Annotated in this window: 18 protein-coding genes and 2 pseudogenes; 13 read left to right on the top strand and 7 right to left on the bottom strand. The window is 60.0% G+C overall.

Annotated features, from left to right (window positions below; translation table 11 throughout):
• Positions 1–104: 104 nt before the first annotated feature.
• From ligD to FHT69_RS13590, 4 genes and pseudogenes are all read right to left on the bottom strand, one after another.
• On the bottom strand, positions 105–1,151 hold the full coding sequence (ligD, locus tag FHT69_RS13600) for a non-homologous end-joining DNA ligase (protein ID WP_028755975.1): 1,047 nt from the start codon (positions 1,149–1,151) through the stop codon (positions 105–107).
• A gap of 2 nt (positions 1,152–1,153) precedes the next feature.
• A pseudogene (locus FHT69_RS34160) lies at positions 1,154–1,258 on the bottom strand (Ku protein); the annotation flags it as partial.
• A 215-nt stretch (positions 1,259–1,473) separates the two neighbouring features.
• On the bottom strand, positions 1,474–3,567 hold the full coding sequence (locus FHT69_RS13595) for an ATP-binding protein (RefSeq protein ID WP_028755974.1): 2,094 nt from the start codon (positions 3,565–3,567) through the stop codon (positions 1,474–1,476).
• A complete protein-coding gene (locus tag FHT69_RS13590; protein ID WP_028755973.1) occupies positions 3,564–4,304 on the bottom strand; it encodes a response regulator in 741 nt (246 codons plus the stop codon). Before FHT69_RS13590 ends, FHT69_RS13595 begins: the two co-directional genes overlap by 4 nt.
• Positions 4,305–4,520: 216 nt before the next feature.
• Between FHT69_RS13590 and FHT69_RS13585 the strand changes: the two genes are divergently transcribed.
• The 7 genes from FHT69_RS13585 to FHT69_RS13550 all read left to right on the top strand — a co-directional run bounded on the left by FHT69_RS13585 (position 4,521) and on the right by FHT69_RS13550 (position 13,219).
• Positions 4,521–5,543 carry an ABC transporter substrate-binding protein gene (locus tag FHT69_RS13585; RefSeq protein WP_028755972.1) on the top strand — a complete coding sequence of 341 codons (1,023 nt, stop codon included), beginning with the start codon at positions 4,521–4,523 and terminating at the stop codon, positions 5,541–5,543.
• A gap of 119 nt (positions 5,544–5,662) precedes the next feature.
• Entirely contained in the window at positions 5,663–6,691 is a 1,029-nt protein-coding gene (locus FHT69_RS13580; RefSeq protein WP_028755971.1) for an ABC transporter substrate-binding protein, read from the top strand.
• Positions 6,692–6,758: 67 nt separating this feature from the next.
• A complete protein-coding gene (locus FHT69_RS13575; protein WP_097545233.1) occupies positions 6,759–8,981 on the top strand; it encodes an ABC transporter permease in 2,223 nt (740 codons plus the stop codon).
• Positions 8,978–10,039 carry an ABC transporter ATP-binding protein gene (locus FHT69_RS13570; protein ID WP_028756654.1) on the top strand — a complete coding sequence of 354 codons (1,062 nt, stop codon included), beginning with the start codon at positions 8,978–8,980 and terminating at the stop codon, positions 10,037–10,039. Before FHT69_RS13575 ends, FHT69_RS13570 begins: the two co-directional genes overlap by 4 nt.
• Before the next feature lie 112 nt (positions 10,040–10,151).
• Positions 10,152–10,793, top strand: a complete 642-nt coding sequence (locus tag FHT69_RS13565; protein WP_097545232.1) for an HAD family hydrolase — start codon at positions 10,152–10,154, stop codon at positions 10,791–10,793.
• A 163-nt stretch (positions 10,794–10,956) separates the two neighbouring features.
• Positions 10,957–11,751 (top strand): inositol monophosphatase family protein, encoded by a 795-nt coding sequence (locus tag FHT69_RS13560; protein ID WP_028756652.1) that lies wholly within the window; start codon positions 10,957–10,959, stop codon positions 11,749–11,751.
• A 547-nt stretch (positions 11,752–12,298) separates the two neighbouring features.
• Entirely contained in the window at positions 12,299–13,219 is a 921-nt protein-coding gene (locus tag FHT69_RS13550) for an ArdC family protein (protein ID WP_028756651.1), read from the top strand.
• Between the two features lie 469 nt (positions 13,220–13,688).
• Here the strand turns inward: FHT69_RS13550 and FHT69_RS13545 are convergent, their stop codons facing one another.
• Entirely contained in the window at positions 13,689–14,240 is a 552-nt protein-coding gene (locus tag FHT69_RS13545; RefSeq protein ID WP_183905463.1) for a DUF2087 domain-containing protein, read from the bottom strand.
• Between the two features lie 638 nt (positions 14,241–14,878).
• Here FHT69_RS13545 and FHT69_RS13540 point away from each other — a divergent pair.
• On the top strand, positions 14,879–15,544 hold the full coding sequence (locus tag FHT69_RS13540) for a transcriptional regulator (protein ID WP_028756649.1): 666 nt from the start codon (positions 14,879–14,881) through the stop codon (positions 15,542–15,544).
• A gap of 115 nt (positions 15,545–15,659) precedes the next feature.
• Positions 15,660–16,193 (top strand): hypothetical protein, encoded by a 534-nt coding sequence (locus tag FHT69_RS13535; protein WP_028756359.1) that lies wholly within the window; start codon positions 15,660–15,662, stop codon positions 16,191–16,193.
• Between the two features lie 258 nt (positions 16,194–16,451).
• Here FHT69_RS13535 and FHT69_RS13530 read toward each other — a convergent pair whose 3' ends face one another.
• Positions 16,452–17,339, bottom strand: coding sequence for a GntR family transcriptional regulator (locus tag FHT69_RS13530; protein WP_028756358.1), 888 nt, complete (start codon positions 17,337–17,339; stop codon positions 16,452–16,454).
• A gap of 99 nt (positions 17,340–17,438) precedes the next feature.
• Here FHT69_RS13530 and FHT69_RS13525 point away from each other — a divergent pair, with 99 nt between their 5' ends.
• The 3 genes and pseudogenes from FHT69_RS13525 to FHT69_RS13515 all read left to right on the top strand — a co-directional run bounded on the left by FHT69_RS13525 (position 17,439) and on the right by FHT69_RS13515 (position 20,248).
• On the top strand, positions 17,439–18,494 hold the full coding sequence (locus tag FHT69_RS13525; protein WP_174824425.1) for an ABC transporter permease: 1,056 nt from the start codon (positions 17,439–17,441) through the stop codon (positions 18,492–18,494).
• Positions 18,491–19,251 (top strand): annotated as a pseudogene (locus tag FHT69_RS13520) (ATP-binding cassette domain-containing protein). Before FHT69_RS13525 ends, FHT69_RS13520 begins: the two are co-directional and overlap by 4 nt.
• Before the next feature lie 79 nt (positions 19,252–19,330).
• On the top strand, positions 19,331–20,248 hold the full coding sequence (locus tag FHT69_RS13515; protein WP_028758526.1) for a sugar ABC transporter substrate-binding protein: 918 nt from the start codon (positions 19,331–19,333) through the stop codon (positions 20,246–20,248).
• 316 nt (positions 20,249–20,564) lie between these two features.
• Here the strand turns inward: FHT69_RS13515 and FHT69_RS13510 are convergent, their stop codons facing one another.
• On the bottom strand, positions 20,565–21,674 hold the full coding sequence (locus FHT69_RS13510) for a LacI family DNA-binding transcriptional regulator (RefSeq protein ID WP_028756395.1): 1,110 nt from the start codon (positions 21,672–21,674) through the stop codon (positions 20,565–20,567).
• A 333-nt stretch (positions 21,675–22,007) separates the two neighbouring features.
• On the opposite strand from FHT69_RS13510, the gene FHT69_RS13505 reads away from it, so the two are divergent.
• Positions 22,008–22,970: a sugar-binding protein gene (locus FHT69_RS13505; protein WP_028756645.1), complete on the top strand. Its 963-nt coding sequence runs from the start codon at positions 22,008–22,010 to the stop codon at positions 22,968–22,970.
• Positions 22,971–23,022: the final 52 nt, after the last annotated feature.

The raw sequence follows: 23,022 nt of genomic DNA, 5'->3' as shown, positions 1-23,022 counted from the left end.
AAGTAGTTCATCGCGGATCTGGCTCGAGGTGGTAGCCGGCATTGCTTTGCGAATTCGGGGCCGGCCAAGATCTGCAGAGGACGACCAGCTGGCCAGGCGTCGGATCATTCCGTCAAATCATACACTGCCGCGTTGTCCTGGATCTCCCGAAGCCCCTTGTACGATGCATGACGGAGGTTGCCGTCCCCAGTCCAGCCCCGAAACTCGATCTCAGCGATCAGCGTCGGCTGCACGAAGACGAAGCGCTTGCCCCTCAGCGGAACGACCGGCCGGTTCGTCTTCAACGGATCGAGCGTCTTTTTCAGGTGCTCGGCATCCTTCGCAGTGAATCCAGTCCCGACTGATCCCACAAAAGCCCAATCGAATCCCTTCCTACCGGCCAACAGCAAGCTGCCGATGCCGCCCCGCGCGACTGCCGACTGCTCGTAGCCAACGATCATGAAGCTTTCGCTCTGGACACACTTGATCTTCAGCCAGTCACCGGTCCGGCCGCTTCGGTAAGGTCGGTCACGATGCTTGGCGATGATCCCTTCCAGTTGATGATGGCAGGCGTGCTCGAGCAGGTCTTCGGCGGGCAGTTCTATCTCCTCGGAAAGACGGATCGCGCCGTCGCCGTCTTCCGGCACAAGGTCTTCAAGCAGGTGCCGGCGCACTGCAAGCTCGGTGCGGGTCAGATCATGCCCATCGAGATAGACCAGGTCGAACGCGAAAAGGCTGGACTCGGTCGATACCCGTTTGCCCCCCCGCCCGCCGAGCGAACGCTGCAGGGCGGCAAAATCAGATCGGCCCCGCTCGTCAAGAACGACCGCCTCACCATCGAGGATGGCAGTTGTTACCCCAAGGTCTTTTGCCGCAGCAGCGATGGTGGGGAAGCGGTGGGTCCAGTCATGGCCGCCGCGAGTGATGACCCGCACGCGCTTTGGCTCGATGTGGATTGCCAATCGATAACCGTCCCACTTCACCTCATAGAGCCAATCCGATCCGATAGGCACGGTCGGCTTGAGCAGCGCGAGACATGGCTCGACGCGTGACGGCATTGGATCGAAGGGTAGACTCGGCTGGTCGGGGTCGCGCTTGCGGATCGGACGAGACAGCAGCGTTAAGCGTGACTCGTCGAGCAACGGCAGGGAGGGGCGACGTGGACGCATCATGTAAAGGCTATCCGTTCGCAGGACGATGCCGCTGTGTAAAAGGCAACAGGGAACGCGACCTCTCCAAACTTGATATAGCCTTTCCAATTCGCTCGCGGGGTAACCATCTTCGCGGACTCCTGACGCAACCAACCCGACTCAACCGAATCAGTGACGCTTTGTTCCAAGTCGAAACGAATCTAGTTTCAATGACTTAACGCTGATATCTCACTCGTATTGCGAGTCGGCAGATGCTCTTGATTCAATGCCTTTTTTGCGGCTGCGTGCGTTCTTGTGCGTTCGGCACATGCGAACTGGTGCGATGAAAGGCGAAAGTGACAATTCATGCCGGAAACAAAAGTTCAACGACGGTTCCCTTGCCCGGCACCGAGGCAATGCGAGCGTCGCCACCGCTTTGGCGTACGAATCCATAAACCACTGCTAGGCCAAGACCGACGCCGCCTTCCGCGTCGCGCGTGGTAAAGTAGGGTTCGAAGGCTTTGTCGACGGCCTCGGGTGTCATGCCGATGCCGTCGTCTGTCACACTGACGCTGACGCCGGCCTCACTGCGGGAACAACGTATGAGAATTGTTCCACCTGCCGGCATAGCCGCGGCGGCGTTGAGGCAGAGATTGAGGATCGATTGTTCGAAGAGCGCCGTGTCGATGAGGACGGTGGGCAGGTCGCCGGCTATTTCGAAGGCGAGCCGGCATTTTTCGCCGATGGCGATTTCCAATACGTCGGCCATGCCGCGCAGCACCGCGCCGATCTCCACCGCGCCGGGATGGATCGGCTGCTGGCTGCCGATGGAAAGCATACTCCCGGCCAGCGACCTGCCGCGGTCGGCAGCCTTACGGATGCGGGCGAGGTGTCGCTTTTGCCGCTCATTGAAGCCGGTTTCGCGCTCCAGCAGGCCGAGGCTGCCGGTGATGATGCCGATCATGTTGCCGACTTCGTGGCTCACCTGATGGGTCATACGCATGATGCCGTCGAGCCGTTGGATTTTTGCCGCCTCCGCCTCCTGCCGGTCCATGTCGGTGATATCGCGCGCCAGCAGCACGACGCCGCCGTCCGGTTGCCGCGATACCGACACTTCGGTTACCTGTCCGACATCGGAGCGATGGCGCAGCACACAGCGGTCGGTGAGCAGCCCCGCATCATCCTCAGCCGGCAGAAGGGCCCGATCAATCTCCGGCAGCGGCGTCACGAAGCTGCGAAGCGGCAATTTCCTGGCCGAACCAGACCAGCCCACCAGCTCGATGACACGCCGGTTCATGGTGATCGGCCGGCCGCGCGGATCGAATAGCGCGATGCCTTCGTTCATACTGCGGAAGGTGGAGCGGATGGTGCGTGCGGCGGCCTCCGCCGTACGCCGAAGCCGCGTCACGCGCTCGACGCTCTCCCGGAATGCGCGGAAAGCTTCGAGCAGGCGCACCAGCTCGGTTTCCGTGCCGTCATAGCGAGGCGTATCAACATCCTTGCGCCCTTCTGCCAGTGCGTTCATGCCGTTCGAAAGGGAGACGATGCCGCGTGAGACACGCATGACCGATCGGATCGAGACCACGGCCATTGCCAGGACCAACAGCGAGGCAACAGCGACGATGACGAGGATGCGGCTCAATGCATCGGAGGTCGAGACGAGGTCGTCACTGAGGTTGCGGGCAACGGCCTCGCTTTGGGTTTCCGTCGCATGCGACAGATCGCGTGAGACGCTGTGCAGGCGCGAGACTGCGGCGCGGATGGCGAACATTTCGAGCAGATAACGCGTCTGTGCCTCGAAGATCCGTTCGTAAGGCGCAAGCTCGGCGGCGGCGACCCGGGTGTCCGGCGCGGCGCGTTCGAGTCGCGGGGCGGTCTCCGAGACGTAGCGCCGGCGCAATTCGCCGAGCTGGAAGAGGCTATCCGAATTGGAGGCGGATTGGACGATGGCGTTCAGCCGACTGCGGAAACCTGCATCCCCAATGCCGCTGCCGGTCGCGATCTCGCCGAGTGCTGCCGCGGCCTCCGCCTTGTGCTGCTGGGCCGATTCCGCGTCGCCCGCAAGCGTCGTCGTCTGCGTGCGGATGGTTTCCAGCAGCTCTACGATGCGGCTGCTGGCAAAACCCCGTACGGCAGCCCGGTCGTTTTCAGGTTGCATCGCGCGCAAAAGCGCATCGACCTGCAGGACGACCGAGCGGCTTTCGCTAGAGACCCGGTAGGGTGAGGTCGAATTCATGAGGAAGGGTGCGCTGGAGACGAGGTCTGAAACCTGCCGCGAGACCAGCGAGGCCTTGGCGAGAGCCGAAAACGCCTGCAAGCCATAGGCGGCCATTTCTTGGCGCGCCCGCTGCAGGCCGTAGACGGCAATGGTCGCAAGGCTGAAGACGAGCACGCAGATGAAGGCGATGGCGAAGGGCAGCCGAAAGGCGATGGAGGAGAGGAACGGACGGCTGATCACGGTGCGGTCTCGCTATCGTCTGTGTCGAGAATATAGCCCTTGCCGCGGCGCGTCTTGATATGGCGCGGCAGGTCTGGATTGCGCTCGATCTTGCGACGCAGACGCAGCACGAGCACGTCGACATTGCGGTCGATATAGCGCTCGCTTTCCGCGCCCAATCGATCGAGGATATGCGCGCGGCTAACGGGTGTGTTTGGCGTTTCGGCGAGGATTTCGAGCAGCGCGAATTCGGCGCTCGTGAGCGACTTGGCGGGGTCGGTACGGCAGATGGCGCGGCGGCTCTTGAGATCCACCGACCATTCGCCGAGCTTCAGGGATGTGGGTTCATGCTCCCGCTCGCTTTCGCGCTCCGGCTTCAGCGAGGGAATCGTCCGGCGCAGCACGGCTTTGATACGGGCCGTCAATTCGATGGGCTCGAAGGGTTTGACGACATAGTCGTCTGCCGCGGTTTCGAGACCCAGCACCCGGTCCACGGCGCTGCCTGCAGCGGTCACCATGACAATGCCGATATTGGCCTGCGCGCGCAGGCGCTGCGCGAAGGTGCGTCCGGATGTGCCGGGCAGGTTATGGTCGACGAGCACGAGATGCACGGTTTCGCGCGAAAGGACGATCGCGGCCTCTTCCGCGGATGGCGCGGTTAGAGCTGTCCAACCTTCCGCCTCTATGAGGTCGGAGATAAGCTCCGCCATGTCCGGATCGTCCTCGACGATCAGGATGGTTATCCTCTCATTCAACACATGCACGTCCTCCCGTGCCTATTATAGGCAGAGATGTCACGATCTTCAAAGCGAGCTCGTGTTATGCGGTTTGTCACATTTGTAACCTTTGTCATTTTTTCGAGGGTGATACCGGCTCCGGCTGTAAGAACCGTAACCATTCTTCGATTGCGCGGGGAAGCAGATGTGACATCCTGATTACGGAGATTGGGACGCAAGGTCCAATGGGAGGAAGTTGTGAGAGGCATCACCGCTTTCAGCGCGGTAGCAGCTTTGTGGCTGGCGAGCGCCAGCACCGGCATCGCAGCACCGTCGCTCACCGTTCTGTGCGGGGTGGACGAGACGTGGTGTGCCGCGATGAAGACGGCCTATGAGGCGAAGACCGGGCTCGAAATTTCGGTGACACGCAAGAGCACCGGCGATATTCTCAATCAGATCCGCGCGGAGAAAACAGCACCTACCGTCGATGTCTGGTGGGGCGGCACGGGCGATACTCATCTGCAGGCCGGTTCTGAAAATCTGCTCGAACCCTACCAGCCGGCCCATGAGCGCGACATGCTGCCCTGGGCGCAGAACTTCTTCGCCATGTCTGGCGGCCGCTCAGCCGGCATTTATGCGGGGGCGCTCGGCTTTGCCTACAATGCCGACCTGCTGCGCGAGCTGAAGCTGCCCGCGCCGACCTGCTGGAAGGACCTCACGGATGTCGCCTATCGCGGCCGCATCCAGAGCGGTAATCCGAATTCGTCTGGCACCGCCTTCACGACGCTTGCGACGCTGGTTCAGCTCTTCGGCGAGGATGAGGCTTTCCGTTATCTCGCTGCGCTCAATCGCAATATCGAACGTTACACACCCTCGGGGGCTGCGCCGATCAAGGCGGCGGCGCGAGGAGAAACGCTCATCGGCATTTCTTTCATGCATGATGCCGTGACGCAGAAGCAAGCGGGCTTTCCCCTCGTCATCGTCGCACCCTGCGAGGGCACCGGCTACGAGATCGGCGCCGTGAGCATCGTCAAAGGCGCAAGGCATATCGAGGAAGCAAAGCGCTTCGTCGATTTCGCGCTGAGCCCGGAAGGGCAGGGTACGGGCGCGGCGTCCGGCCAGAACCAAGTTCCATCCAACGCGAAATCCACCCTGCCGCTTGCAGCCCCGGATATCTCGATGATCAAGATGGTCGACTATGACTTCGCCACCTTCGGCTCGCCGGATGAACGAAGCCGACTGCTCCGCAGGTTCGATGCGGAAATCGCCGCGACGAACTGATCAAGGCATTCAGACAAACCACAACCCAGAAACATGCACACGCCGACGCGGGCAGGCCGATGGCTCTGCTGTGTTTTGTTCGTGCGAAAATCTAACCCAGGCAACAAGGAGGATGCCCCATGAAAATGAAGACCCTTTCCCTCGTGCTTTTCGCCGGCACGGCGCTCGGGGCGCTACCGGCGCAGGCGGCTGGCGAACTCAACCTCATCTGCTCGGCAGACGTTGTCATCTGCGAGCAGATGAAGGGCGATTTCGAGAAGGCGCATAGCGACATCAAGGTGAACATGGTTCGCCTTTCGTCCGGCGAGACCTATGCCAAGGTGCGCGCCGAGGCTCGCAATCCGAAGACAGACATATGGTGGGCCGGCACGGGCGATCCGCATCTTCAGGCGGCTTCGGAAAATCTGACCCTCGAATACAAGTCGCCGAAGCTCGATGAACTCAACGACTGGGCGAAGAAGCAGGCCGAAAGCTCCGGTTACAAGACCGTCGGCGTTTATGCCGGCGCGCTGGGCTGGGGCTACAACACGGAAATCTTCAAGTCCAAAGGCTACAAGGAGCCAGTCTGCTGGGCCGACCTTTTGGCACCGGAACTGAAGGGCGAAATCCAAATTGCGAACCCGAATTCTTCTGGTACCGCTTATACGGCGCTCGCCTCTCTCGTGCAGATCATGGGCGAGGACCAGGCTTTCGACTACCTGAAGAAGCTGAACGGCAACATATCGCAATATACCAAGTCCGGATCGGCACCCGTCAAGGCCGCAGCACGCGGTGAGACGGCGCTCGGCATCGTCTTCGTCCACGATGCTGTGGCGCAGACGGCCGAAGGCTTCCCGGTCAAGTCGATTACGCCTTGCGAAGGTACCGGCTACGAGATCGGCTCCATGTCGATCATCAAGGGCGCCCGCAATCTCGACAATGCGAGGATCTGGTACGACTGGGCGCTGACGGCGGAAGTTCAGTCGCGCATGAAGGATGCCAAGTCCTTCCAGCTGCCGTCCAACAAGAGCGCCGCAATCCCGAAGGAGGCGCCGCGCTTCGAGGACATCAAGCTGATCGACTACGACTTCAAGACCTATGGCGAGCCGACGAAGCGCAAGGCACTGCTGGAACGCTGGGATCGGGAAATAGGCGCCGCCGCCAACTGATGTCCAGACCGGCGGCGCCCGTCTCCCCGGGCGCCGCCTCCTCACACTCAAGACAACGAGGTCAGCCATGAGACATGGCAATCGCAGGCTGGACGTGGTCCTGATCCTGGGCGTGGTCGCATTGACCCTATTGCCCTGGTATCGGATCGAGAACGGCTTCTTCGGACTCGGTTGGCTGGCCGGTTTCCCCCTTTCTCCGGAAGCCGCCCCCGGCGTCGTGCAGATTTTCGCGCACGGCCGGCTGTGGCTTGCCGCTGCGCTCGTGCTCCTTCTCCTGGCTATCGTGGCCCGCGGCACGGCAGACCCAATGCGCCGCGGCGCCGTGCTCGCCTGGACCGGCGCGATCGGCGTCCTCTTCCTGTCGCTCCAGGGCCTCGCCGTCGGCTTTTCCGGTTGGACCTGGACGGTGAGCGAAATGCTCTTCGGCCCGCTCTCGAACGGTCAGGCTTCGATGGGGGCGGGTGCGGTGCTCTCTGCGATCACCTTCGTGCTGCTCTTCGCCTTCGGCCTTGCCGAACGCGGTGTCATGAAGGGCGATGCCTTTGTCGTCAGCGCGATCGCGCTGCTCGTCTTCCTCGTCGCGGTCTTCGTCTTCTACCCGATTGGCAGCATGTTCATCGGATCGGTGCAGGATTTCGACGGCTCGTTCAATGCGGATAACTTCATCCGGAACGTGCAGGATCCGAGCATCTGGAGCCTCAACTGTGTGATCGGCGCCGGTCGCTGCGGCGTAGCCTGGCGTACGCTCTGGCTCGCCATCATGACCGGCCTCGGCTCGACCCTGCTTGGCCTCGCCTTCGCGCTTGTCGCCACCCGCACGCGGTTTCCCTTCAAGAAGGGCCTGCGGCTGCTGACGATCCTGCCGATCATCACTCCACCCTTCGTCATCGGTCTGGCGCTCACGCTGCTCTTCGGCCGCGCCGGTGTCGTCACGCAGGGGCTGTCGGGACTCTTCGGCATCGAGCCCGGCCGTTGGCTCTACGGTCTCACCGGCATCTGGATAGCGCAGGTGCTGTCTTTCACGCCGATCTCGTTCCTCGTGCTGATCGGAGTCGTCGAGGGCGTCAGCCCGTCGATGGAGGAGGCGTCCACGACGCTGCGCGCCGACCGTTGGCGCACGTTCCGGCGGGTGTCGCTGCCGCTGATGAAGCCCGGTCTGGCCAACGCCTTCCTCATCGGCTTCATCGAAAGCATGGCCGACTTCGGCAATCCGCTGGTGCTCGGCGGCAGCCATGGCGTGCTTTCGACCGAGATCTTCTTCGCCGTGGTCGGGTCGCAGAACGATCCGTCGCGCGCCGCCGTACTCGCCACGGTGCTGTTGCTATTCACGCTCTCCGCCTTCCTCGCCCAACGCGTCTGGCTGTCGGGCAAAAACTACGCCACCGTCACCGGCAAGGGCGATAGCGGATCGCACATCGCTCTGCCGCGAGGGCTGTCGATCGGCGTTCACGCCGTCGTCATCCCGTGGATCCTCTTCACGCTCGTCATCTACGGCATGATCCTGGTCGGCGGCTTCGTGAAAACCTGGGGTCTCGACAACTCGCTGACGCTCGACCACTACGCCAAGGCCTTCTCGATCAGCTTCGAAAATGGGATCGCCTGGACGGGCGTCGCTTGGAACTCGTTCTGGACGACGATCGAGATCGCGTTGGTCTCTGCTCCGCTGACTGCCGCCGTCGGCCTACTGACGGCTTATATTATCGTGCGTCAAAAATTCGTCGGGAAGAATGCCTTCGAATTCGCCCTCATGATGAGCTTTGCTATTCCCGGCACAGTCATCGGCGTCAGCTACATCATGGCCTTCAATCTGCCGCCCTTGGAAATGACCGGCTCGGCACTGATCTTGATCGCCTGCTTCGTCTTCCGCAACATGCCGGTCGGCGTGCGCGGAGGCATCGCGGCGATGAGCCAGCTCGACAAGAGCCTGGATGAAGCCTCCCTGACGCTGCGGGCCAACAGCTTCCGCACGATCCGCAAGGTCATCCTGCCGCTTTTACGCCCGGCCATCACCGCCGCGCTCGTCTATTCCTTCGTGCGCGCAATCACCTCCATCAGCGCCGTCATCTTCCTCGTCAGCGCCGAGTACAATATGGCGACCTCCTACATCGTCGGCCTCGTCGAGAACGGGGAATATGGCGTGGCCATCGCCTATTCCACCATGCTGATCGTCGTGATGATCACCGTCATCGCCTGCTTCCAGCTCATCGTGGGCGAACGGCGCCTGCGCCGTGAAAACCGCGTCGCCGGCCTTGCCACATCCGCTTCCTCTCGCCAGGAGAAAATCGCATGATTAATCCCAAAGCCGGTTCCGTTGTCTTCCAGAACGTGCGCAAAACATTTGGAGCCTTCACTGCCATTCCCGACCTCTCGCTCACCATCGAGCGCGGTACGCTCGTCACCCTGCTTGGCCCCTCCGGCTGTGGTAAGACGACGACGCTGCGCATGCTTGCCGGCCTCGAACATCCTTCGGCCGGAAAAATACTGATCGGCGGCAAGGACGTCACCATGCTGCCGGCCAATGAGCGCGATGTCTCGATGGTCTTCCAGTCCTATGCGCTCTTTCCGCACATGAATGCGCGCGACAACGTCGCCTATGGCCTGGAATCCTCGGGCTTCAGCCGCAAGGAAGCGCGCGAGAAGGCGGAGGAGGGGCTGGCACTGGTCGGCCTTGCCGGCATGGGCCATCGCCTGCCCGCCGAACTCTCCGGCGGCCAGCAACAGCGCGTCGCCGTCGCCCGCGCGCTGGTGCTGGAACCGCAGGTGCTGCTGCTCGACGAGCCGCTTTCCAACCTCGATGCGCGCCTGCGCCGCAAGGTACGCACGGATATCCGCGAACTCCAGCAGCGCCTCGGCTTCACCGCCGTCTATGTCACGCACGATCAGGATGAGGCGCTTGCCGTGTCCGACCGCATCATCATCATGAAAGATGGCGAAGTCGCCCAGTCCGGCGCCCCGCGCGACCTCTATGAAGCGCCGGCTTCCGCCTTCATCGCGGATTTCATGGGAGAGGCGAATGTGATCCCCTGCGAGGTGGTTGGTATCGATGGCGCCGATGCTGACATCCGCATTGGTGGTTTCCGACATCGTGTGCCGGCGGGTAGAGCGACGCCGGGTGCGGCGAGCCTTGCCGTTCGTCCCGGCGCCATCGCGCTTTCCGAGGGGCGGGGGCACGGGCTTGCCGGCCGCATCCTGCATTCGGCCTATCTCGGAGATCATGTCGAGTATGAGGTCGAAACCGACGTCGGCACGCTCTTCATCGTCGACCACGCCGTCGACCGCATTTTACCGGTCGCGTCCGACGCTACGCTCGGCTTCCGAAGTCGCGGCATCGCCCTTATCAGCACGTGAGAGACTCTGAGGCAAAATCCTGGGCCAGCCTGCGTTCGATGACCGCCTAACAGAACGAGCCTGTATGGAGCCCTTGCGTTAAACCGATGTTCGCCCGCCGGAAGGATTAGGTATGATTGATATTCTATCGCTGGAAAATGATTTCGAGGCCGTGATTTTTGATTGCGACGGCACACTTGTTCACACGCCCCCTGTCTATGCGGACGCATGGGCAGCCGGCTTTGCCCATTCCGGCAAACCGATGAATCAGGCCTGGTATTTAATGCGGGCGGGAATGTCTGAAGGGGTCCTTATGGAGGCCTTTGAGCGAGAATTCGACGTTGTGCTCGATCGCGAATCCGTCATCGCCACCATGCGATCGCACTTTCTTCAGAATCTACACAGAGTGCGTGAAGTGCATGTGGTTGCTGCGACGGTTCGCCGGTTGGCCGGCGTGCGTCCCATGGCTGTTGCCTCCGGCGGTTCGCGGGAAATTGTCACTGCGACCCTGCATGGAACGGGCCTGCGGGAATATTTCGACGAGTTGGTCACGATCGATGACGTGGCAAATCCAAAGCCGGCCCCAGACCTGTTTCTGCAGGCGGCCGCTCTATTGGGAATAGAACCAGCCCGGTGTGTCGTGTTCGAAGATAGCGAACAAGGTCTCGAAGCAGCTCGACGGGCGGGTATGAGCGCCATTGATGTGAATCGGCTTGATCTTCCTGAGCAGCAACGCGAGTTGAACATTCGCGACAGCTTGAAGATGAAGGCCTGAGATTCGGCTGCGCCTTTTCTTGCGCAGGTTCTTGATGTCCGTTGCCGATACATCTGAGCAGCGATTCTAATCACCCCCCTGATCGGCCGCTTCGCCCATCCACTTCGACGCCGACCTCTTAAACCACTCAACGACCTGAACTATTGCAAGGAGTACCAGCATTATGTCGCAACAGACGGAACTTGATACACGCTTTGTCTTTGCCAAAGCCGTTGCGCGGGAGGCGGGCGCTATGGCGCTCGACTATTTCAACGGGCGCGACAGACTCGTGATCGAAACGAAGCGGGATCTGCAGGACGTCGTGTCAATTGCCGACCGCAACGTCGAGACATTCATACGAGAGCGCGTGGCGGAAGCTTTTGGGGCAGACGGATTTCTCGGCGAGGAATACGGTTATCAGGAAGGGGGGTCGGGATTGACATGGGTTGTCGATCCGATTGACGGAACAGCGCCATTCGTCAATGGCATGCCGACATGGTGTGTATCGATTGCCGTTCTGCACCGCGGTATGCCCGTGATCGGCGTGATCCACGTCCCGTGCGATGATGAACTCTACGCAGCGGCGGCGGGCATGGGCGCGAGCCTGAACGGCAAGAAACTCAGCCTCGATCCGTCACGGACTTTGCAGAATGCAATGACCGGCATTGGCTGCAATTCCTATGTAACCCCGGAGCGGGTAGGCGCAATTGTGTCTGCTTTGCTTGCCAAGGGTGGCAACTTCATCCGCAATGGCTCGGGCGCCTTGATGCTGGCCTATGTGGCCGCGGGGCGGCTTGTTGGCTACTACGAGCCCCACATGCGTGCCTGGGACTGCATGGCCGGCTACTGCCTCGTCAAGGAAGCCGGTGGAACCCGTCTAGCCTTCCCGGCTGAGGGCGAAGCCTTGCTGCAGGGCCATCCGGTGCTGGCGAGCAATCCGACAGTTTATGCCGATTTGCTTGCAATCCACACTGGCTGACCTTCAAGGCCGCTCAGTGCACTTTTCTGGCCGATACGGCCAAGGCGGGCCAGACGCATGAGCTAACCCGTCCGGAGGCCTGGGCACAGGGCCAATGACTGGCAGTCCAACCTTGATGGGACGCTGCACTCCGTCCGCTATAGGCATCAGCGCCTGATCGGACCTGCCAAACTTGGCCTTCGAGCTGAAGCGGTGAGCGGCATCCACTTCAGGATCGTCTCGGCGTTGCGTGGCGACGTTGTCGATATCGCCGGGTTACTGGCGCGGCCGGCCAGGTGGGCCTCATTGCCGCGGTCCATCTGCGGCGTGAGCGACGGCCTGACACCTCGCAGATCTGCCACGTCTGCCTGCATCAACACTTGCCGATCCTATTGCGGCCATTGCGTCCTGCCTCGGCTTCTGGTCCTGCCAGGCTCGCGCCGCCCGCAACGGCCTTGCCGTCCTCCACTACGTTGCGGCCCTGCGGGTGCAGGCTGCGCTTGCAGCCTGGCTTTCGGACCGCCGTAGCAGGTCGCGATGGCCGCGACCTCGAAACGGAGGTTCAGACATGAGCAGGCAGCCATCCCATCAACGATCCGATATCTATAGCCGCATCACCACCAAAATCATCGCCGATCTCGAACGTGGCGTGCGGCCGTGGACCAAGCCCTGGACGACGGGACATGCGACGGGCGAGGTCAGCCGGCCACTGCGCCATAACGGTCAACCCTATTCCGGGATCAACGTCCTTCTCCTCTGGTCCGAAGCCATCGCCCGTGGTTTTGCCTCATCAAGCTGGATGACGTTTCGCCAGGCAATCGAGCTCGGCGGCGCCGTCCGCAAGGGCGAAACCGGCACAACCGTGATCTTCGCCAGTTCGTTCATCCGCACTGAAACGACGGAGACTGGCACTGAGGTCGAACAGGATATTCCATTCCTCAAAGCTTACACAGTGTTCAACACCGATCAGATCGCCGGTCTCGACGGGCGTTTTGATGACATCGCACCTGTCGTCGATCCAATGAGCCGCATCGGCAATGCCGGCCGCTTCTTTGCCAATACCGGTGCGCTGATCCGGCACGGAGGTACGGCTGCCTATTATGCCGCTCAGCGTGATTACATCCAGATGCCATGCCTGGATGCCTTCAGGGACGATGCCTCCTATGTCGCCATCCTCAGTCACGAGATGACGCACTGGACCGGCGCACCACGAAGGCTTGATCGCGATCTCAGCCGCTACGCAAAAGGCAGGAGCGAACGTGCCCGTGAGGAGCTGATTGCCGAACTCGGCAGCGCGTTTCTCTGCGCCGATCTCGGCATCGTCCCCGAGCTCGAACCACGACCCGACCACGCAAGCTACCTCGACGGCTGGCTCAAGGTTCTGGGCAACGACAAGCGTGCCATCTTTTCAGCGGCAGCACATGCGCAGCGCGCCGTCGATTACCTGCATTCCTTGCAGCCGAACCGCGACGAGGAGGAGGCGGCGTGAGCCGCCTCTGCCTCATCCATGAGAGACGCGCATCACGGCAACGGTCCGCTAGCCACGCGACAAACGCGGCTAACCACCGTTGCTGTAGATATCGACGCGCTGACAGCCGCAGCTAGCAGAGGGTTCCTGACCTCTTGCTCCATCGCCTCCAAGTTCTCCAGACCACGTCCAAGCTCGACAGGCAGCCGGAGCAACAGGTTGAACCAGGAGCGACGAAAAGCCGAGGTGAAGCGAGCTCCTTAACTCCCCACGCACAGGTTCGATCCCTCACAAGACGCTGCCGGTCACCGGTCGAAAGACCTGAACTCCAGCAATCAGCCCCACATAGCATGTCAGATACATCCGCCTGACGGATGGGCCAAATTTCGCTTGCATTCTTTGCGAGACGAGCCTGGGTCGGACTTCATCATAAAGCCCTCGCCACCGCCGATCACGAGAATGGGATCGGGATCAGTGCCGATTGGACTGATCAGCGCAAGATAAGACGGAGCGCCGCTGCCGCGTCGCTAGGCATTGGTCGTTCGACGCGTCTGTAGACTCGTCCGTTCGGCGTCCGGGTCATCAGCCCGAGATCACAGAGCTCGCGGCGCAGAAGTGCGTAATCGCCGAAGTCATGGCGCTCATTGAGCAGGATGTTTACATCTGGCTCAGAGAACTCGCGTGCTGCCGGAATCTGCGCCCACAATATCCAAAGCGCAACGATCTGGTCAGTGCGTCGCGCCGGCCAACGCAGCAATCGGCCGCCCTTGTCAAAGCAGCGGGCAATTCTCTCCACCAGCCTCTGATTGATATCGGAAGGTTGCTGAAACAGTTTGTCGTCGGGTGGGCTTGGTGCCGGATCCCCCGCACCTTTCACCGTCGCTCGCAAATTCTGGAAATTGCCGGGCCCAGCAGCTTTGGCGAGGATATTCAACAATTCGAGGTGGGACGGGAGTCCATCTTGGTTGGACAATTGCGATCTCACCGATTTGGCAAACGTCGAAACGTCGCTCAGATTAAGCGGTATCAGTTTTCTGGACATGACCTATCCTTCGGTCGTGCCGTCCAAAAGGATCATCGGCGATCGCCCTTCCGACATGGCACGGATTGGTGTCCATATCTATCTTGACAGGCAGGTTTAGCGTGTTCGGGGGAACGGCGATGCCTGGGTGAACTGCGGACCCGGCGTCGCACATAGCATCCAGTATTAGAGAGTTCAAGTGGAACGGAGGACCCTTGACGGTTCTGCTACGGAGCGCGGAATGATGCGCGTCCATCCTGTCGATTGTAGACGGGCTCTAGTTGTCACCCGGATCATTATGCTGTCCCTCGCGACGATAAGCGGCTCATAATGATCTGATATACCAACCTAATGCGTCCTGATCTAAGGGCTTGCTTATTGAACCCCCGAACAAGGCCGCGCATACTGGAGATCCCCGCTGATTGCCTCGCAAGAGCGACCCAGCACAATCATACGCTTTCGGTCGTGTTTTGAAGCACGGACAGGACATCTCCCTCAACGTCGTGATGACTTCGAGCGGAGGACGATCCGTCAGAGCCGTGTGCATGGCGGGGCGCGTCATGGGTCTAGACCGGCAGCGCGACAGCCGTTATCTACGGAGTCCGTCGCGGTGCTGAAGACATCGCTGGAACATCACCGCAGACACCCAAGGCCTCTTAGTGAAAAAACTCCAACGCAGTTTTGTTGTCGAACACAAATCGGGTCGGCGAAGAACCGAGAGCAAATCGAATTCGATCTGGGGAGACATGGATCTCAAGTCCATCGCTCAAGATGTGCAGGAAGAGGCAATGCTCTTTCCGCCGGTAGGCTTCCAGGTTGGCAAACCAGGCGGTGAGCTATCTCTGCCCGAACGGGGACAGCCGGGAGTGTTGACACTGCCGGCCCGACAGCGGACAACTGAAGCGGCTTTACAGGAGACCATAATGGCCGACGAACGAGATACGACAATTGTTGCTGACGCCCCAGCGGTAACGGCTCCCGCGACGATTAAGAAGCAGCGCAAACCTCGCGCAAAAAAGGTGGCCGTTGAAACCCGGTCAGCCGAAGTTGCGGCAGAGCCCGCGGATGCTGCCAAGACGGCAGCCGGAAAACCGAAGAGAGGACGCAGGGTCAAGGCCGATGACGTCGTGAACAGCGCCAAGCGTGGGCGAATCAAACGGACTCCGAAGGCGGTGCAAATCGAGAGCGCACCTATAACGGGGGTGATCGATGAGATGGCGGACCTACTGCAGCTGGAAGAGGAAAATCGAGGACTGCGTAAGCTGTTGGCTGAGAAGCTTCGCGCCGAAAATGCCGAATTGCGAAAGCGGCTCAACCTCGTTTGACCAACGGTTGCCGGCACATTTCCGTGTTTATGGAGATGTGCGTCTGGCGACAGTTCCCGTTGCCGCCAAGACTTGAATTCGCAACTGCATGTGGGGTAACGCGAGGTCGAATAGAATGGCGTCTCCATGGAAACTTCTTGCTCGGTTGGTGTCACCGCGACGGCTTCCGAAGGAAGAAAACAACTCGACCGGTGATGTGACGCCGGAAATGTCGACCGTCGACAGGCCGACTGCACCGGCGGACGACGAAGGATTGCGATTCACAGACCGCCCAGCAGGCGAGGAGCTGCGGCCTCACGATCAATCTGGTGCGAGGTCTGGTGAGCTGCAGGAACAGGGCGCGCCGGTTATTGAAGGCGCCAAGCCGCTGGAAGCTGCTAATTCGGTTGTATCTGATGACACCGACGTGCTCGCATACGACGCTTCGAGACCCTCGCAGACCCGCCGAGGCGCAACCCGAAAACGGGGCAGCCGCAGCAGGAAAGCCGAGACTGGGGTCGTTCGGCATGAGTCTCCAGGCGTTCCCGCACTGTCTGATGAAGCGATGAGCCTCGATAAAGAGATCAGCTTGCTCCGGGAGCAACTGGCGAACAAGCTTCAACTGCAAAACGCACAACTGAAGCGGATGCTGGCGCGATTTGAACGTTGAAGCTGTCGGTGGCTCGAGCTCCAAGCAGAGGGGCTCGCCATTGCAGGAAGCATTTTCCGCCGCGCGGTTGTGGGGGATGGCTTGGACGACCTAATTGTTGTCGGAGATACATCCGCACGCCAACGGGACCCCCCTTGCTGCGCAGCGGCAGATCGTCTTTTTATGCTTTTTCCGTGATCGGCACATCGGCGGACGAGACACTTCAAACCAATCAAGCCTTTTCCGCATTGGACCATGAGTGCCGCGTGCATCTCAAGGTTACTGCATGATCGAACGAAGCAAAGTCTCGCGGGCGGACGTCAGATGCAGTCGACAGGCGCGATCGATCGAGGCGACGTTGCGGCTTTCAAGGGCTTCGATCAACGCGAGATGTTCCCTGATGGCAACCTCGTTCCGCGCGCGTTCATCGCGCTTGTTCCACTGATAATGGTAGTGGAAGACCATGGCGATAACGTCTTGGAAGCTTTCGATAAAGCGGTTTGGCGCGACTGCCGTAATCAGCCGGTGAAATCGGCTGTCCAGCTCCGAGAAATCCTGAAATCGAGCGTCAATATCTGCGAGCAGCTCCAAATGCGCCGCTCGCATGGCCTGGATCTGTTTCCAGACGGGCGACCCGTCGGGCAGGGTGGCGAACAGCCGGGCGGAGCGCATTTCGAACATCTCTCTGATCTCGAACAGTTCGAGCGCGAAACTGGCCGTGAACCCTTTAAAAACCCAGCCGGCATTCTGACGCTTCTCGATCAGCCCATATTTCTGAAATCGGTTGAGAAATTCACGGATAATCGTTGTCGCGACGCCGAATTTCCGGGCCAATTCCGTCTCATTGATTTCTGTGCCCGGACAGGCATCACCGCGCAGCATCCATTCCATGAAGCTCGTCTCGACCTGTTCCGAAATTGCCAAGGTCTCTTCCTTCGGATAGCGCTCTTTCTGCCGCGGCTGCTTGCGTATAATCCGTCGGTGGGCTTCAGACATAATGATCCCACGTGCGGCCATCCCTGCCAGCACCTTTCGCACCGTTGTTCTGCTCACGCCAAGCTGGGCGCGCAGTGCGTTTTCGGACGGCAATTCCTCCCCAAGATCGAGTGTTCGAATGATCTCGATCATATCATTGAATGCCCGCTTGAATGTCGTATCGGTTCTCATGGCGCAACTCCAGGTATGGTTTGATATCCATAAAAAACAAGTTGACGTACGTGTATCATATGTTTCTTATGTATAAAAAACAGGGGAGGCTAGGGGAAATTGGAAGACTCCGGGATTCTGCCTCAGAATTCGTCGCGGCCTGGTGGTTCGCAAGCAACCTTCCGCCCGAGACAATCTGGCATCTCATTGGGACTGAAGCTGTTGAGCCTTGGCCCGTTGTTGATCCTGATATTGCTCATCGCCGTCGTCAGTTTGATCACGCCGGCTTTTCTAAAGCCCGTTAACCTGGGGAACATCTTGGCGCAGACGGCAGTGATTGCCGTTGTGGCGATGGGGCAGCAGCTCGTTATCCTGACGCGAGGGATCGATCTGTCTGTCGGCTCGAATCTTGCGCTGGCGACAGTCATCGGCGGACTCGTCTACCAGCAGGTTGATTCCTCAATCGTCGTCATTACGGCCATGCTGGTTGCGGGTACGGCTGTCGGTGCGGTCAACGGCGTGGTCTTTGTCTACGGGCGGCTGCCACATCCTTTTATCATTACCCTTGCAAGCTTGAGTATCTGCCGCGGCCTGGCACTTGCATTGGCGCCAGGCCACACCACCATGCGCGGAATGCCCGACGCTGTGACGGCGATCGGCGGCGGTACGACGCTTGGCGTGCCCAATTCATTCTTTGTCGTCGGCATGTTCGGGCTTCTTTTTCTGATCCTGACGAAGTCGATGGTCTGTGGCCGATGGATCTATGCGGTCGGCGGCTCGCCGAGTGCTGCCAGAAGCATGGGCATACCGGTAAGGGGCATTTTGCTTTCGACCTATATTATTTCCGGCTTTTGTGCAGGCCTCGGCTCGGTGCTGCTCGCGGGCCGGACCGCCGCCGCCTCGCCAATCTACGGCAATCTTTTGGAGCTCGACACGATTGCTGCGGTGATTATCGGTGGCGCTAGCTTCCTGGGCGGACGAGGTCATCTCGGCCACGCCCTGATCGGCGCCGTGCTGATCGGCGTCATCCGCAACGCCCTTAACCTTCTCGGCGTCGACGTGTTCTTTCAAATGATCGCGATTGGGCTCGTTATCGTCATCGCCGTGGAGGCTGACGTGCTCCGTAACCATCTTGAAGCACGCGCCCGCGTGCTTCAATCGGCGAGCGCACGATGAGCCCGACATCCATCACACCGGCACTTTCGGTTCGAAACGCCCAGAAGCGCTTCGGCGCAATACACGCCCTGAAAAATGTAAGCTTTGATGCCTATTCAGGTGAGGTAACCGCTCTCTTGGGTGACAACGGCGCCGGCAAGTCGACGCTCGTCAAATGCATTAGCGGGCTTCATAGCCTCGACGAAGGAGAAATTTGGATGGTGCTCCCGTATCGCTCCATTCGACGGCAGCCGCCCGCCGCGCCGGCATCGAAACCGTCTATCAGGATCTGGCGCTTTTCGACAACCTGACCCCCGTACAGAATTTCTATTGCGGACGGGAAGTCGCTTTTCCCTCTTGGTTGCCGCGTCCGCTCCGCTTCCTCAACACGGCCGCGATGAGGCAGGAAGCGGCGAGTGTTATCGATCGTCTGAAGGTTAAGCTGCCGAGATTCGATGCGCCGGTCGCGCTGATGTCCGGCGGACAACGACAGGCGATCGCGGTCGCGCGCGCCATAGTTTTTGCGCGCAAGCTGGTGATTCTTGACGAACCGACGGCCGCCCTCGGTCTTCGCGAGTCTCGCCAGGTTCTTGACCTTATCAAACAGCTCAAAGCCGACGGCAACGCCGTGATCATCATCACGCACAACATGGAGCATGTGGTCGAAATCGCCGATCGGGCGGTTGTGCTTCGGCAGGGTCGGAAGGTGGGCGAATTGAAGCCAACGGAAGCAAACAAGCAGGACGTTGTCGCGATGATTGTCGGCGCCGAGGCTTAAGGGAGATCGCTGCTTCGTGGGGGCAGCGGACAACGAGATCGCTCTAGAGGAGGGCGGTCGAAAACGTGGGAGGTGTATCATGAAACCGCAATCCCTGCTGGGAGCTCTTGCGCTCCTGGCCGTCGCCGCAGTCCCGTCCTTGGCGCAGGAGCCGGTGAAACTCGGCTTTATAACGAAATTCCCCGTACCGTTCTTTGCAACAATGGAGAACGCAGCCAAAGAATATGCAAAGAGAAATCCCGGGGTAGAGATCATCTACGGCCAGGGTGCGTCCGCAACCGACATCGAGGGCCAGATTGCACAAATCGAATCAATGGTGACTCGAGGGGTGCAGGGCATCGCCCTCACGCCTGTCGATCCCACCGTGTCGACAGCCCTGGACAAGGCAGTGGCGGCCGGTATCAAGGTCGTGCTGATGGATAACAATATTCCGGATTGGAAAGGCAGGACGGCGCTTGCCACGACGGATAATTTCGCTGCAGGCAAAATCGCCGGCGAATATCTCAAAACTGTTCTTAAGGCCGGCGACACCATGGGGATTCTTGAGGGCGTGCCCGGCGTGCCGGCGCTTGATGACCGTGTGAAGGGTATGCTTGAGGGGCTCAACGGTCTTGACGTCAAGATCGTCGGGAAAGGCGCCACAAACTGCAGCGAGGAACTCGGGATCAGTGTCGCCGAGGATCTGCTGACGAAGAACCCAGACCTGAAGGCCATTTATGCCGCTTGCGGCCCGCCCGCTGCCGGAGCGGCGCGCGCCATCAAGAACGCCGGCACTGCTAACGACAAGATTGTGCTGGTCGGTTTCGACTTCTGTTGCGGTGAAGAGGAGGCGCTAAAGAGTGGAGTGGAGGATGCGTCGGTGGCGCAGTTCCCCACCAAGATGGCTGAACTCGGTGTGGATGCACTGGTAAAGGCGATTCGCGGAGAGAAGGTCGAGTCTTTGATCGACTCCGGCGCGGCGCTGGTGACGCCTGAGAATATGGCAAAATTCCAGTGAACCGTTGCTCCTGCGGGTATTGGATCAAGCAAACGGTCCGTCCTTCTCGGGCGGGCCGGACGTTTGACCACTCTTTGCGCCCTCTCCTCAGTTCGCTTGAATTTCCCTGGCAGGCTGGATGCCGATGCCCCGTACCGCAATCGACCTTCGTCGGTCGTCGACTTTTCGTCGCCGCAGCACCTATTGTCTCTTTCGGCTTTTTCAACCGGTGTCGTGACCGGTTCGGTCACGGCCATGTGGTCGCTGCGAACCAGGGAGAGCGGTCAATTTTCCGGCCCAGAGCCGGCCGTGTTTGGCGTTGGCGCAGACCCGAGAGCTATGGCTGAGCATGCGCCCCATCGTGGATCAGCCGCGCTGCGGTTCGCGGCGCGGCGACGGAATGACGCTTCACGAGAGAGCATTCGAGCTTTGCGATCGGATAGCGCTTGCCGGGCACGCTTTCCGGGTTGAGATGTTCGATCGCCCATTGCCCCATGGCGAGATGTGGAAGAACCGAAGTCGTCAGCGGAGGTACGAGATGTCGCGAAATCTCTTCGTCATCATAACCCACCACCGACATGTCCTGGGGAATGCGGAGCCCTGCGTCTTTCAGCGCTTCGTAGCACCCGATGGCCGTGCGGTCGTTCTGGCAGAAGATCGCGGTCGGCGGCTCTGCCAGGGCAAGCAGTTTCATCGTGGCGGCATAGCCGGCGCCAGCCGACCAGTCGCCTTCAACCACCAAGTCCGGATCGAAGGGTATATCGGCGGTGGCCAGCGCCCGGCGATATCCCGTCAGCCTATCCTGCGCAGCCTGCATCCAGATTTCGCCGGTGATCGTCGCGATGCGATGATGGCCGTGCATGATCAGATGCCGCGTCGAGCTTTGGCCTCCGGCGATCTCGCTCGGCACCACGGCAGGAAAGGCATGGTCCGCCGTGTAGCAGTTCAGCAATACTGTCGGGATTTTCAGCTTGTAGATATAAGAAGGGAGCTCGATCTGGCGGGTATAGATCGTCATATAAATAAGGGCCGATATGCCCCCGTTCGTCAACGCCTCGATTGCCTTCGGCTCCATGACAGGATCGCCGAGCGTCTGTGTTACCAGCAGGACATTGCCGGCGTTCCAGGAGGCTTGCCGTGCGCCTTCGATCGCGACGATCGCTTCCGGGCTGGTGGCAAGCTGATCCACCGCAAAACCGATCACATTGTCCGTTCCCGAATAGGAGGCCGTCGTCGTGTAAGTCGGTCCCACATAGCCGAGCGCACGCGCCGCCTCCCAAACCCGGTCGCGCGTCTGCTGCGAGATTCGGGTGCCGGGCGTATCATTGAGGACGAAGGAAACGGCTGCCTGCGAGCAGCCCGCCGCCGCGGCAATGTCTGTCATCGTCACGCGGGCAGGCTTTTCGGCGGGATGCCTGTTCCGCTTTTGGACCGTTGGTTTTCGCATTCTTGGAAATTGTCTCCGATCGGGATTGATGGGCACGGCAGCTAATAAACATTAGCAGTCATTCGAAAGCGCTGACAATGGAGTGAACTGCCGTAACGCTATATATTCTAGCATTTTCCAGTAAAAAAATTGCGCATGATATAAAGTATGATCAAATGTTTTGATGCAGGTTGATAATACTATTTACTAATTAAGATAATTGTATACCGTCGGGGAGCGATCGGAACATATGCCACTCGTCGCTCGCGCGACGGCCCCAGGGAGGGGGCGTGCATCCGGCCGGCCGCTCATCGCAAACGGGCCAATGCAACCGCGGCCCTCGGGAGGTATGTTATGAAGAAGCTGAAACGCAATGCAGCCTTGTTCTTCGCCGGGTTGATGCTGAGCACGGCGCCGATTGCCGTATCCCATGCTGCCGACAAGCCGACACTTGCATTCGTCGTCAACGGCGCGTCCGACTTCTGGAAAGCTGCAGAAGCGGGCGTGAAGAAGGCCCAGGGCGAAATGCCAGACTACCAGATGGAGCTGAAATACCCTGAGCAGGCATCGGTCGCCGTTCAGCAACGCCTGATGGAAGACTTGGTCAGTGCTGGCGTCAAGGGTATCATGGTCTCTGCGGTCGATCCAAAGACGCAGACGGACGGCCTGAATAAAATTGGCTCGCAGACCGCTCTCTTCACCACCGACAGTGACGCCCCGCAGACCAATCGCGTCGCCTATATCGGTTCATCCAACATCGACGCTGGCCTGCAGGCAGCCGAAATCGCCAAGAAGGCGATGCCGGACGGCGGCAAGTGCATCGGCTTCGTCGGCCTGCTCGGCGCCGACAACGCCAAGGAACGCATCCAGGGCATGAAGGATGGCCTGAAGGGCACGAAGATCGAGTTGACCGATGTACGCGGCGACGATATCGATCAAACGCGCGCAAAGAAGAACGTCGAGGACGCGCTGGTGGCCAGCCCTGACGTCACTTGCATGGTCGGCTTCTACTCCTACAACACGCCACGCATCTATGAGGCGCTGCGCGACGCCGGCAAACTCGGCCAGATTACCGTCGTCGGCTTTGATGACGATCCGATCACGCTCGGCGGCGTCAAGGAAGGCACCATCGCGGCGACCGTCGTGCAGCAGCCGTTCGAGTGGGCCTATCAGGGCATGAAGCTGATGGCAGCCTATCTCAAGGGCGACAAATCAGGCGTTCCCAGCAACGGCTTGATCATCATTCCGACCGTGATCATCGGTAAAGATGACGTTGACAAATATGCCGCCAACCTGAAGGCCATGGCTGGTAAATAACCCTCCTTCGCGGCGGGGCACTTGCCGCCGCCGCGAAAGACGTCTCATGCCG

The organism is Rhizobium sp. BK008 (genome assembly GCF_014197345.1).
GTDB lineage: Bacteria > Pseudomonadota > Alphaproteobacteria > Rhizobiales > Rhizobiaceae > Rhizobium > Rhizobium anhuiense.
The sequence above is the reverse complement of the archived record's forward strand: the minus strand, read 5'-3'. Positions and strand labels throughout refer to the sequence as shown.

Bases quoted from the DNA above. Each gene is read 5' to 3' on its own strand.
- ligD (WP_028755975.1), bottom strand. From the start codon at position 1,151: ATGATGCGTCCACGTCGCCCCTCCCTGCCGTTGCTCGACGAGTCACGC.
- FHT69_RS13580 (WP_028755971.1), top strand. From the start codon at position 5,663: ATGAAAATGAAGACCCTTTCCCTCGTGCTTTTCGCCGGCACGGCGCTC.
- FHT69_RS13575 (WP_097545233.1), top strand. From the start codon at position 6,759: ATGAGACATGGCAATCGCAGGCTGGACGTGGTCCTGATCCTGGGCGTG.
- FHT69_RS13570 (WP_028756654.1), top strand. From the start codon at position 8,978: ATGATTAATCCCAAAGCCGGTTCCGTTGTCTTCCAGAACGTGCGCAAA.
- FHT69_RS13565 (WP_097545232.1), top strand. From the start codon at position 10,152: ATGATTGATATTCTATCGCTGGAAAATGATTTCGAGGCCGTGATTTTT.
- FHT69_RS13560 (WP_028756652.1), top strand. From the start codon at position 10,957: ATGTCGCAACAGACGGAACTTGATACACGCTTTGTCTTTGCCAAAGCC.
- FHT69_RS13550 (WP_028756651.1), top strand. From the start codon at position 12,299: ATGAGCAGGCAGCCATCCCATCAACGATCCGATATCTATAGCCGCATC.
- FHT69_RS13545 (WP_183905463.1), bottom strand. From the start codon at position 14,240: ATGTCCAGAAAACTGATACCGCTTAATCTGAGCGACGTTTCGACGTTT.
- FHT69_RS13535 (WP_028756359.1), top strand. From the start codon at position 15,660: ATGGCGTCTCCATGGAAACTTCTTGCTCGGTTGGTGTCACCGCGACGG.
- FHT69_RS13530 (WP_028756358.1), bottom strand. From the start codon at position 17,339: ATGAGAACCGATACGACATTCAAGCGGGCATTCAATGATATGATCGAG.
- FHT69_RS13515 (WP_028758526.1), top strand. From the start codon at position 19,331: ATGAAACCGCAATCCCTGCTGGGAGCTCTTGCGCTCCTGGCCGTCGCC.
- FHT69_RS13510 (WP_028756395.1), bottom strand. From the start codon at position 21,674: ATGCGAAAACCAACGGTCCAAAAGCGGAACAGGCATCCCGCCGAAAAG.
- FHT69_RS13505 (WP_028756645.1), top strand. From the start codon at position 22,008: ATGAAGAAGCTGAAACGCAATGCAGCCTTGTTCTTCGCCGGGTTGATG.